Raw genomic sequence first — 12,963 nt, 5'->3', positions numbered from 1 at the left:
TTTTGATCGTTCCCACGCTCTGCGTGGGAATGCCGCCCGGGACGCTCCGCGTCCCTTCCCGGATATGACGCAGAGCGTCACTGGATGCATTCCCACGCGGAGCGTGGGAACGATCACTGTCTAACGCTCCCGCATCGCTTCGGTCCGCGCTTTCAACACCGGTTTAAGCAGGTAATCCAGCACGCTCTTCTCGCCGGTAATGATATCGACCGTCGCCACCATCCCCGGAATGATCAACAACGGCTTCACATCCCCGCCCAAGTGATTCTTGTCCGTGCGCACTTGAATCAGATAAAAGCTGTTGCCCTTGTCATCGGTAATCGTGTCCGCCCCGATCAACTCAAGCTTGGCACTCAACCCACCGTAAATCGTGTAGTCGTAGGCACTGAACTTGACCATCGCTTTCTGCCCCGGATGCAGGAACGCCACGTCCTGCGGCCGCACCTTGGCTTCGATCAGCAGGTTGTCTTCCAGTGGCACGATTTCCACCATGTCGCTGCCGGGCTGGACCACCCCGCCGATGGTGTTGACCTTCAGCACCTTGATAATCCCGTGCACCGGCGACACCACCGTGGTGCGACTCACGCGGTCGTCGATGGCGATGCTCGACGCGGTGATTTTCGACAGATCGGTGCGTTTTTCATTCAGCTCTTTCGCCGCGTCCGAGCGGAAGGATTGTTCCGATTCGTCGATCTTGCTCTTGATTTCGTTGATCGCCGATTCGGCCCGGGGAATCGCCAGCGTCGTCGCATTCAACGAGCCGCGAATTTCCACCGCGCTGCGTTTGAGGCGCAGGATTTCCACCGGGGACACCGCCCCGGTGCCCACGAGTGGCGCAGACATGTTCATCTCTTGTTGCAGCAGCGCCAGGCTTGAACTGAACTGCCCTTGTTTTGAGCGAAATTCCGCCAGCTCCTGGGTTTTCTGCCGCAGTTGTTCACTCAAAGTGCGCTGTTCACTGGCGAGTCGGCGCTGGCGTTGCTCATACAGCGAGCGCTCGTCTTCTGCCACTTGCGGCGCCTTGGCGATCACTTCGGGCGAGAGTTTGAATGGCCGGCCTTCCGCTTCCGCCGAAAGACGTTCGACTTGCGCCGTCAGCGCGTAACGATCCGCTTCACTCTCGCCCTTGTTCGACAGAAACCGCGTGTCATCCAGGCGCAGTAAGGTGTCGCCCTTGTTCACCATTTGCCCTTCGCGGACAAAAATCTCGGTGACGATGCCGCCCTCCAGGTTCTGAATCACCTGAACCTTGCTGGAGGGAATCGCCTTGCCTTCGCCCATGGTGACTTCTTCCAGCACCGCAAACTTGGCCCAGACCAGCGCCGCAATAATCAGCCCGGCGGCCAGCCAGACGGTGATCCGCGAACCACGGGGAGAGTCCTGCAACGAAGCGCCAGCGGTTTCCGGCATGAACTCGCTCTCGGCGGTTTTGCCGAAGCTGCCGAAATAGCCGCGCGACTTCGACTTCGATTCAGGGAGCGACGCGTCGGAAGATGAACGGGCCATGGTGAGCTCCTAGACAGCCGCAGAGCCGACACGGCCCTTGCGCAGTGCATCGATGACCGCTTCTTTCGGACCGTCGGCGACGATCCGCCCGTTGTCCAGTACCACCAGCCGATCCACCAGGCTGAGCATCGAGGTGCGGTGGGTCACCAGCAACAAGGTTTTGCCCTGGACCCAGCCGTGAAGCTTCTGCCGCAAAACGTCTTCGCTGCTGTTGTCCATCGCGCTGGTCGGTTCGTCGAGCAGCATGATCGGCGGATCGAGCAACAATGCCCGGGCCAGCAACACGGCTTGACGCTGGCCGCCCGAGAGCAATTGGCCGCGTTCGCCCACCGGCCGGTCGAAGCCTTGTGGATGCTGGCGAGCCAGCTCGGTGACGCCGGTCAATTCAGCCACCTCGAGCATCCGCGAGTCGCTGATGTAACGCGCGCCAAGGGTCAGGTTGTCGCGCAGGCTGCCGGCGAGCAGCGGCAGGTCATGGGCGACGTAGCCGACTTGCTGGCGCAGGTCGGCGACATCGAGTTGGCGCAGGTCCAGGCCATCGAGCAGCAGTTGGCCTTCCTCCGGGGCATAGAACCCCATCACTAGCCGCGCCAGAGTGCTTTTGCCCGAGCCGCTGCGACCGATGATGCCGATCCGCTCACCCGGTTTGACGCTGAAGCTGACGTTGGCCAGTGCCGGCGCATTCTGGCCGTTGTAGTGGAAGGTCACGCCGCTGACGTCCAGTGCGCCTTGCAGTTGCGTGCGCTCCAGCGGTCTTTGTTTGGCGTCGCGCTCTTGCGGCAAGGACATCAGCGCATCGGTGCTTTTCATCGTCAGTTGCGCTTGCTGGTAGCGAGTGATCAGACCGGCGATCTGCCCCAGTGGCGCGAGAACGCGGCTGCCGAGCATGTAGGTCGCCACGAGCGCACCGACACTGAGGTTACCGGCGATGATGCTGTAGACCCCGGCGACGATGGTCGCCATGCCGGAGAATTGCTGGATGAACAGCGTGCCGTTGGTGGCCAGCGCCGAGAGGTTGCGCGCATGGCTGTCGAGGCGGGTGAGGGCGCCGTGGGTGCTTTCCCATTTGTGCTGGCGTTCGCTTTCGGCGCTGCAGGCCTTGAGGGTTTCGAGGCCGCCGAGGGTTTCGATCAGCAACGCTTGGCGTTCCGCGCCCAGGCTCAGGCTTTTCTGCACGGTGTCGCGCAAGCGCACCTGGATCACCATGGCGAAAATGATCGTGATCGGAAATGCCAGCAGCGGAATCACCACCAGCCAGCCGCCGAGCAAGCCGATCACCACCAGCATCAGCACGGCGAAGGGCAGGTCGATCAGGCTGGTCAGCGTGACCGCGGTGAGAAACTCACGCAGGCCCTGGAAGTCATGAATGCTCTGGGCGAAACCACCGATGGTCGCCGGCCGCGCTTTCATCGCCATGCCGGTGATGCGTTCGAACAATGTCGCCGACAGAATTACATCGGTTTTCTTCCCGGCAGTGTCCAGCAAGTGCGCGCGAACCACCCGCAACACCAGCTCGAAACCGGTGCCGATCAACAGACCGATCGATAGAACCCACAAGGTCGACGTGGCCTGGTTCGGCACCACCCGATCGTAGGTCTGCATCACGAACAGCGGCACCATCAACCCCAGCAGGTTGATCAGGAAACTCGCGAGAATCGCATCGCTGTACAGCCATTTCGACAGCTTCAACGTGTCGCGAAACCACGCTTCCACACGCGGCACCAGTGGCGAGCGCAAGTCTTCGAGTTCGTGGCGTGGCCGGGCGAACAGGGCCTGGCCGCTGTAATTTTCGGCCAGTTCCTCACGACTGACCCATTGTTCACCGCCGTCGGCTTCGCTGGGCAGGATCAACAGCCGGCCGTCATCGCCAAAACGTCGCAGGATGGCGGTGCGCCCGTTATTGAAAATCAGCATCACCGGCAGGTTAAGCGCGGAAATATCCGCCAGTTCACGGCGCAGCAAACGCGCCTGCAAGCTGGCCCGAGCCGCTGCGCGTGGCAACAGGTCCAGGCTCAGACGCTGTTTGTTCAAGGGCAGCCCGGCGCTCAGGCTGGCGCGACTGACCGTCGCGCCGTGGAGTTTGCAGAGGATCAACAGACCGTCCAGAAGCGGGTCATCGAAGCTCAGGCGCGGATCAACACCGATGTTGCCGGGTTCCATGCTGGTCACATTGATCGCTCCGGTTGAGCTATTTCAGTTCAGGCAAGCGCGCTTCGTTTTTCACTTCAGAAGAGGCGATCGCATCTGCGGGCAGCACCACGCGTTGTTTGCTCAGCAACTGGCCCATGTTCGCCAGCACGCGGTACATCGAGAATTCCTCGATGTACCGCACTTCGGTGTAGCGGCGATTGGCGTTGTAGAGCTCGTTTTCACTGTCGAGCAAATCGAGCAGGGTGCGTTGGCCGAGGCCGAACTGATCCTGATACGCCACGCGAACGCGCCGGCTGGTCTCAGCGTATTCGCGCGCGGTCGGGGTTTGTTTCTTGGCGTTGACCATGGCGTTCCAGGCCAGGTGGATGTTTTCGTTGAGTTGGCGCAGGGCATTGTTACGAATGTCCATTGCCTGGTTGATCTGGTGCGCGTCGGAGGCCAGGCGCGCCTTGTCGCTGCCACCGCGAAACAGGTTGTAGTTCATCACCACACCCGCGCGCCACTCGTTGTCGTGACCAATATCGCCTTGCACGTTGTTGTTGGCACCCACTGCCGCTTCGGCGTCGAAACGCGGGTAGAACGGCGACTTGGCGACTTCGTACTGGCTCTCGGCCGATTGCACGTCGGCCTGTGCGGATTTCAGGTACGGGTTGTTTTCCACCATGCTCTGCTGGGCTTCCCGCAGATTGTCGGGCACCTCGCCGCGGATCGACGACGGTGTTTCGAGTTCATCGGGCATGCGCCCCACGACAGAGTAGAAATTCGACTCGGCGTCCGCCAGATCGACTTCGGCGGTTTCGAGGTTGTTTTGCGCCAGAGCCTTACGGGCTACCGATTGGTCGGAGTCGGCGTTGCTGCCGACGCCACGCTGGGTGCGCAGGCCTATCTGGTCGTTGACCCGCAAGTGCGCCTGCAGGTTGTTCGTGGCCAGGGTCACCAGTTCACGACGCTTGAGCACTTCGAGGTAGACCTCGATGGTGCGCAATGCCAGATCCTGGGCGGTGCCTTGGGCGTAATAGGCCCGGGAATTGACCACGCCCTTGGTGCGCTCAACCTCGTTGGCGGTGTTGAAACCGTCGAAGAGCATTTGCCGCAGACGCAGCTCTGACTGGGTGTAGTTGAGGGTTTCGGTGTGGTGATTGCCCAACGCCCGGGTATTGGTGTTATCGCTGTACCCGCGCCCGTAGGCGGCATTCAGATCAACTGTTGGATAAAAGCCCCCTTTGGCAACTTTCACTTGCTCATCGGCCGAGAGACGGCTGTCAACGCGTGACGCCAGCTCCGGGTGGGTCGCAATGGTGCTCTGGATCGCCTCGGTCAATGACATGGCTTGAGCCTGGGATGTACAGGCCAGGGCCAGCAGAATTGCGCTGCATAGGGGGGTTAAAACGCGCATGGGTACATCTCCCTGAGTCCTGATGGTGCTTTATCAATCGCCAATTATTTGACGACTTTTATAGGTGAAACCGTTTCACTCTTGTAACAACAGAGCTAAGAACATTCTAGAGAGTAGCTAAGAAATTTTTTTCATAAGACTTATGCCGAAAAAAACTTATGCGCTCTGCCAAATCCAGCACATTGTTGACTCTGAAAGCCCTTGATTTCGAGGCTCTAGGGAGCTTCTTGAGACTTTGAAAAAGTTCCATCCACTCATCGACATAGGGCGGAGAAGTGCTGAAGGGGAGGGGAGCGAACGGTTTTGGGGTGACGGTTTTTTGTCACTCTGTTGCTTCAAAATCGTTACGCATCGCTCACGGAGCAGGTTGACCCGGAACAGACCTTCAATGTCATTGATTGCATTGAGGTTTACAAAAAATCCGGACACCTCGCCCGTGAGCGACACGCTTGGCGAGACGATCGCCAGGGCGGCGGCTTACTCAGGTAAACGCGCCCGGCAGGCGATCCGCCAGGCCACCTGCTTGAACCATGAGCACATTCTTCGCAAACAACAGGATGCCGACAGCGGTTGGCAGCGGAGGAAATGCACATGGCAACGCTCATCGGTATCGTCAGTAAGGTCATTGGTGAAGTGTTCGCGGTCGCGGGCGACGGCACCCGGCGCGCGTTGATCGAGGGCGACCGATTGTTCGCTGGGGATCAACTGGTCACCGGTGCCGAAGGCGCGGTGGCGGTGCATCTGCAAAATGGCCAGGAACTGACCCTTGGGCGTGGCAGCAGCCTGGACATGACGCCGCAGTTGCTCGCGCATCAGGCTCCCCATGTGGACACCGCTGAAGCGGTGACGCCGACGCAAGCGCAACTGACCGATGTCGAGCAGCTGCAAAAAGCTATCGCGGCCGGTGATGACCCTACCCAGAACGCTGAGGCCACGGCGGCCGGTCCGGCACCGACTGGCGCACCCGGTGGTGCCGCGGGTGGCGGCCACAGTTTTGTCATGCTCGAAGAAGTGGGCGGCCGGGTCGATCCAACCATTGGTTTTCCAACCGCAGGCTTCAACGGCATTCCCGAGTTTCCGCTGGAGCGTCTGGCCGCTGATCCGAACAACGGCGACAACGGTGCAGGCGGCGCCGGCGGCACAGGCGTTGTGCCCCCCGTTCCAGATGTCCCGAACAACCCGGTCACCCTCACGGGCCTGTCGGTGGCGGGTGGCGAGCTGACCCTCAACGAAGCCAACCTCGCCGACGGTTCTGCCAGCAACCCGGGCGCGCTGATCCAGAACGGCACTTTCACCGTATCCGCGCCTGACGGCTTGACCAGCCTGAGCATCGGCGGGATCAACGTGATCACGGGCGGAGTGGCTATCGGCTTTCCGCAGTCGATCACCACGCAACTGGGCAACACCCTGACCGTCACCGGTTACAACCCGGCCACGGGCGTGTTGAGTTACAGCTACACCCTGGTTGGCAACGAAACCCATTCCGCTGGTGACGGCGCCAATAACCTCAGCGAACAGTTCACCGTGGTGGCCGGTGATTCCAACGGCGATACCGCCACCGGCACGCTGGACGTCAACATCACCGATGACGTGCCCAAAGCGGTCAATGACAGCAACGCCAGTAACGCCTCGGAAACCCTGCTGACCCTCACCGGTAACGTCCTGACCAACGATGTACAAGGCGCCGACCGCATTCCCGTCGGACCCCACAGCGGGCCGATCATTGGCGGCACCTTCACCGGGACCTACGGCACGTTGGTGCTCAATCCCAACGGCACGTACACCTACACCCTCAACACCAACGATGCAGACTTCAAAGCCCTGCACGGCGGTGGCAACGGCACCGAAACCTTCACCTACACCCTCACCGATGCCGACGGCGACACCAGCACCGCCAACCTGGTGCTGCAAATCCACAACAACGACGACCCGGTGACCCTCGGCGGCCTTAACGCCGAAGGCGGCGAACTCACCGTGTACGAGAAAAACCTCAGCGACGGCACCAGTCCCAATGCGCCAGCCCTGACCCAGAGCGGCACCTTCACGGTGGCTGCCCTTGATGGTCTGCAAACCCTCGATGTCGGCGGTATTCATGTGGTGGTCGGCGGCGTTGCTGCAGGCTTCCCGCAATCGGTCGTTACGCCGCTCGGCAGTACGCTGACCGTCACCGGCTACAACGCGGCCACGGGCGTCGTCAGCTACACCTACACCTTGGTGGATACCGAAGCGCATCCAACCGCCAACGGCGCCAACAGCATCACCGAAAATTTCAACGTGGTGGCGACGGACTCCGATGGCAGTACCGCGTCGGGTCAGATCAACGTCAACATCGTCGACGACCTGCCCAAAGCGGTCGATGACAGCCACGCCGGCACCGCCTCGGAAACCCTGCTGACCCTCAACGGCAATGTGCTGACCAACGACGTGCAAGGCGCCGACCGCGTGACCGTCGGCGAAAATGCCGGGCCGATCACCCCCGGCACCTTCACCGGGGTTTACGGCACGCTGGTGTTGAACGCCAACGGCACGTACACCTACACCCTCAACACCAGCGATGCGGATTTCAAAGCCCTGCACGGTGGCGGCAACGGCACGGAAACGTTCACCTACACCCTCACCGATGCCGACGGCGACACCAGCACCGCCAACCTGGTGCTGCAAATCCACAACAACGACGATCCTGTGACCCTCGGCGGCCTCAACGTTCAAGGTGGCGAACTCACCGTTTACGAGAAAAACCTCAGTGACGGCACCAGCCCCAATGCGCCAGCCCTGACCCAGAGCGGCACCTTCACCGTGGCTGCCCTCGATGGTCTGCAAACCCTCGATGTCGGCGGCATTCATGTGGTGGTCGGCGGCGTGGCGGCAGGCTTCCCGCAATCGGTCGTTACGCCGCTCGGCAGTACGCTGACCGTCACCGGCTACAACGCTGCCACAGGCGTGGTCAGCTACACCTACACCTTGGTGGAAAACGAAGCGCATCCGACCGCCAACGGCGCCAACAGCATCACCGAAAATTTCAACGTGGTGGCGACGGACACCGACGGCAGCACCGCGTCGGGTCAGATCAACGTCAATATCGTCGATGACCTGCCCACCGCCAACCCGGACCACACCTCGGTGGCCGAGGGCGCAACGGTTTCGGGCAACGTGCTGGACAACGACATCGGCGGCGCCGACGGTCCGGCGCTCAGTGGTGCGGTGGTCGGCGTGCGCGCAGGTGGCGACACCTCGACATCCGCCATCGGCGGCCTGGGTTCGAACATCAACGGCACCTACGGTTATCTGACCCTGGATGCCAACGGCAACGCGACTTACCACAGCAATCCCAACGCGGTGAACGGCCCGGGCGCGACCGACACTTTCACCTACACCGTGCGCGATGCCGATGGCGATGAAAGCACTACCACCATCACCATCGACGTGTCGAACAGCGGCATCAAAGCGGTCAGCGACACCGACGTAACCGTTTACGAAAAAGCCTTGGACCTGAGCAAGGATGGCCAGGACCTCGCCGCCGGAACGGTCACCGGCAGCGATCCGACCAGCACCGGCGAAACTGCCACTGGCACCCTGGTCGGCTCCGTCACCGGCGCCACTGGCGCGATCACTTACACCCTGGTCGGCAGCGCCACCGGAACGTACGGACAAATCCTGCTCAACCCCAACGGCACCTACACCTACACCCTGACATCGCCGGCGACCACCACACCGCATGCCAACGACGGCGCCAATACGCTGACCGAAAGCTTCACCTACCAGGCCACCGATTCGCTGGGCAACACCACCACCAGCACCATCGTGGTCAACATCGTCGATGACGTGCCCAAAGCCTTCAACGACAGCAACGCCGGCACCGCAGCGGAAAACGTTCTGACCCTCAACGGCAACGTGCTGACCAACGATATCCAAGGCGCGGACCACGTCGCCACCGGGCCGAACGCGGGGCCTATCACCCCGGGCACATTCACCGGCACCTACGGCACCCTGGTACTCAATGCCAACGGCACCTACACCTACACGCTGAACACCAACGATGCAGATTTCAAAAACCTGCACGGCGGCGGCAACGGCACCGAAACCTTTACCTACACCCTCACCGATGCCGACGGCGACACCAGCACTGCCAACCTGGTGCTGAACGTCCACAACAACGATGATCCGGTCACCCTCAACGGCCTGAACGTCAGCGGCGGTGAACTGACCGTCTACGAGAAAAACCTCAGCGACGGCACCAGCCCCAATGCGCCGGCCCTGACCCAGAGCGGCACCTTCACCGTAACGGCCCTCGATGGTCTGCAAACCCTCGATGTCGGCGGCATTCATGTGGTGGTCGGTGGCGTCGCGGCAGGCTTCCCGCAATCGATCGTCACTCCGTTGGGCAGCACGCTGACCATCACCGGCTTCAATCCGGCCACCGGCGTACTCAGCTACAGCTACACCCTGGTGGATAACGAAACCCATCCAACCGGCAATGGCGCCAACAGCCTCACCGAGAACATCAACGTGGTCGCCACGGACACCGATGGCAGTACCGCGTCGGGGCAGATCAACGTCAACATCATCGATGATTTGCCGACCGCCAAGGCGGATACGGCAAGCGTGGTCGAAGGCGGCACAGTCAGCGGCAATGTGCTGGACAACGACATCGGCGGCGCCGACGGTCCGGCGCTCAGTGGTGCGGTGGTCGGCGTGCGCGCGGGCGGCGACACCTCGACCTCGGCCATCGGCGGCCTCGGTTCGAACATCAACGGCACCTACGGCTACCTGACCCTGGATGCCCACGGCAACGCGGTCTATCACAGCAATCCGGACGCCGTGAGCGGGGCGGGTGCCACCGACACTTTCACCTACACCGTGCGTGATGCCGATGGCGATGAAAGCACCACCACCATCACTATCGACGTCTACAACAGCTGCATCAAAGCGGTCAGCGACAATGACGTGACCGTCTACGAAAAAGCCCTGGACCTGAGCAAGGACGGGCAGGACCTGGCGGCCGGCACCGTCACCGGCAGCGATCCCGGCCATACCGGCGAAACCGCCTCGGGCACGCTGGTCGGCTCCGTCACCGGTGCGAGTGGCGCGATCACGTACACCCTGGTCGGCAGCGCTACCGGAACGTACGGACAAATCCTGCTCAACCCCAACGGCACCTACACCTACACCCTGACCTCGGCACCGAAAACCTCGCCGGACGCCAACGACGGCCCGAACACCCTGAGCGAAAGCTTCACCTACAAGGCCACCGATGCGCTGGGCAACAGCACCACCAGCACCATCGTGGTCAACATCGTCGATGACGTGCCAAAAGCGGTTGGCGCCGAACGTTCGGTCGCGGCGGTGGAGATCGATTCCAACCTGCTGCTGGTGATCGACGTCTCCGGCAGCATGGTCGACCCCTCCGGTGTGCCGGGGCTGTCGCGCCTCGAACTGGCCAAGCAGGCGATCAGTGCCTTGCTCGACAAATACGACGACCTGGGCGATGTGAAGGTGCAGATCGTCACGTTCGCCAGCAATGCCACCGACAAGACCTCGATCTGGGTCGATGTGGCGACGGCCAAATCGATTATCTCCGGCCTGACTGCCGGCGGTGGCACCAACTACGATGCGGCGGTTGCGACGATGCAGACCGCGTTCGACACCGCGGGCAAACTGACCGGGGCGCAGAACGTCGGCTACTTCTTCTCCGACGGCAAACCCAACGAAGGCGACATCGGCAGCGCGGATGAGGCCGCGCTCAAAGCCTTCCTCGACGCCAACGGCATCAAGAACTATGCGATCGGCCTGGGCAGTGGCGTGAGCAACGCCTACCTCGATCCGCTGGCCTATGACGGCAGCACCCACATCAACACCAATGCAGTAGTGGTGACCGATCTCAACCAACTCAACTCGGTGCTCTCGGGCACAGTGATGGGGGCGCCAGTCACGGGCACCTTGTTGGAGGGCGGAACATTCGGCGCCGATGGCGGCTTCATCAAAACCCTCGTGGTCGACGGCACGACGTACACCTACGATCCTAAAGGCAACAGCAACCAGGGCGCGCTGAACTTCAGTGGCGGCGCCAACCACGGCACGTTCAACACCGTGAACAACACCCTCAGCATCGCCACCAACAATGGTGGCACCCTGGTCGTGAATCTCGACACCGGCGAGTACAACTACACCTCGCAAAAAACCACGACGGTGGTGATCACCGAAAACATCGGCTTCACGCTCAGCGACAACGATGGCGACCTGGCCAGCTCGACGCTGACGGTCAAAGTCATTCCGAATACGGCGCCGGTGGCGGTCGATGACCACATCATCACCAACGTACTGTCGGGCAACATCGTGGTGCCAGGCGAATTGCTGTTGGCCAACGACACTGATGCGGACAAGGATCCTATGACCGCATCGCCGACCACCTTCAACACCGGTTGGGTGGCGAAGGGCGCAGACTTCATCGGCACCAATCAGAACTTCAACTTCACCGGCAGCAACGCCCAGGCGGTGACCATCGCCCGCAGCGCCTTCGTCGCCAACACCGCAGCCATGACGGCCGTGTTGGTGGTCAGCGGTGCGCTAGGCTCGGTCAGCAACAACAGTACCAACGATGAGGACCGCATCACCGTCAGTCTCAAACAGGGCGAAACGCTCAACCTGGACCACAACCTGGCGGCCGGACACGTCACGATGGAGTACTCGCTCAACGGTGGCGCATGGACCCCCATCGCCGACGGCCAGACCATCACAGCTGCGGCGGACGGCACCTATCAGATCCACATCACCAATATCCCCAACGGCCCGGGCAACAGCGGGTCGGGGGCGGAAAACTATCAGCTGACGATGACCGTCAACTACGCTGGCGCCCACGACATCACCCCGGATGCCCACGGCACCTACACCGCCAACGACAACCACGGCGGCAGCGACAGTGCAGGCGTGAGCATCAGCTATCAGGACGGCCACACCCTCACTGGCACCGCGGGCGACGACGTGTTGGTGGCAGGCGCTGGCAACAACGTGATCAATGCCGGCGACGGCAACGATGTGCTGACCGCCGGTTCCGGCAACAACGAGCTGCACGGCGGCGCCGGCAATGACTTGCTGTTCAGCGGCCCTGGTAACGACCTGCTCGACGGCGGCCCCGGCATCGACACCGTGAGCTACGCACATGCTACGGCGGGCGTCACCGTCGACCTGAGTCTGGCGACCGCGCAAAACACCGGAGGCGCTGGCACCGATACCCTGACCGGAATCGAAAACCTCGTCGGCTCAAACTTCAACGACACCCTCACGGGCGATAGCCATAACAACGTCATCAACGGCGGTTTGGGTGACGACATCCTCAACGGTGGCGGTGGCGACGACATCCTGATTGGCGGTCTCGGCAACAACACCCTTACCGGCGGGCCAGGGGCCGACACCTTCCAATGGCTCAAAGGCAACAGCGGCCACGACGTCGTCACCGACTTCACCCCGGGCACCGACAAACTCGACTTGTCACAACTGCTGCAAGGTGAAAACGGCACGGCGGCATCGCTGGATGACTACCTGCACTTCAAAGTTGTCGGCAGCGGCGCTTCGGTCGTCACCAGCATCGACGTCAGCGCCATGGCCGGCGCGGCCCCGAACCAGACCATCGACCTGGCCGGCGTCAACCTGGCCAGCCACTACGGCGTCACGCCGGGGGCGGGCGGCGTGATTGCAGGAGGACATGACACCGCGACCATCATCAACGGCATGTTGAACGACCATTCGCTGAAGGTGGATACCGTGTGACCTGAAGTCGGAACGACAAAACCCGCCATTCCTGTTGAAGGAATGGCGGGTTTTTTGTGGTCTTCGATCGTTCCCACGCTCTGCGTGGGAATGCCTCCCCGGATGCTCCGCGTCCGCTTTTGGGACGCAGAGCGTCCTTGGCTGCA

Annotated in this window: 4 protein-coding genes; 1 reads left to right on the top strand and 3 read right to left on the bottom strand. The window is 61.6% G+C overall.

Features of this window, described 5'->3' with window-relative positions; genetic code table 11:
• Positions 1 to 120: 120 nt before the first annotated feature.
• From HNR03_RS04885 to HNR03_RS04875, 3 genes are read right to left on the bottom strand one after another with little or no spacing between them, the layout of a single operon-like run.
• The gene (locus tag HNR03_RS04885; RefSeq protein WP_259151233.1) at positions 121 to 1,506 is read right to left on the bottom strand and encodes an HlyD family type I secretion periplasmic adaptor subunit; all 1,386 of its coding nucleotides are present in this window, start codon (positions 1,504 to 1,506) and stop codon (positions 121 to 123) included.
• Between the two features lie 9 nt (positions 1,507 to 1,515).
• A complete protein-coding gene (locus tag HNR03_RS04880) occupies positions 1,516 to 3,675 on the bottom strand; it encodes a type I secretion system permease/ATPase (protein WP_222585174.1) in 2,160 nt (719 codons plus the stop codon).
• A gap of 19 nt (positions 3,676 to 3,694) precedes the next feature.
• Positions 3,695 to 5,053, bottom strand: a complete 1,359-nt coding sequence (locus HNR03_RS04875) for a TolC family outer membrane protein (RefSeq protein ID WP_259151232.1) — start codon at positions 5,051 to 5,053, stop codon at positions 3,695 to 3,697.
• A gap of 591 nt (positions 5,054 to 5,644) precedes the next feature.
• On the opposite strand from HNR03_RS04875, the gene HNR03_RS04870 reads away from it, so the two are divergent.
• Complete coding sequence (locus HNR03_RS04870) at positions 5,645 to 12,817, top strand: retention module-containing protein (protein ID WP_259151230.1); 7,173 nt, start codon at positions 5,645 to 5,647, stop codon at positions 12,815 to 12,817.
• Positions 12,818 to 12,963: the final 146 nt, after the last annotated feature.

This window comes from Pseudomonas sp. JAI111, from assembly GCF_024809425.1.
Taxonomy (GTDB): Bacteria; Pseudomonadota; Gammaproteobacteria; order Pseudomonadales; family Pseudomonadaceae; genus Aquipseudomonas.
Note: the sequence above shows the minus strand (reverse complement) of the source record. Positions and strands in the feature narration are given on the sequence as shown.

Coding starts and splice junctions, on each gene's coding strand:
- HNR03_RS04875 (WP_259151232.1), bottom strand. CDS start 5,053: ATGCGCGTTTTAACCCCCCTATGCAGCGCAATTCTGCTGGCCCTGGCC.
- HNR03_RS04870 (WP_259151230.1), top strand. CDS start 5,645: ATGGCAACGCTCATCGGTATCGTCAGTAAGGTCATTGGTGAAGTGTTC.
- HNR03_RS04885 (WP_259151233.1), bottom strand. CDS start 1,506: ATGGCCCGTTCATCTTCCGACGCGTCGCTCCCTGAATCGAAGTCGAAG.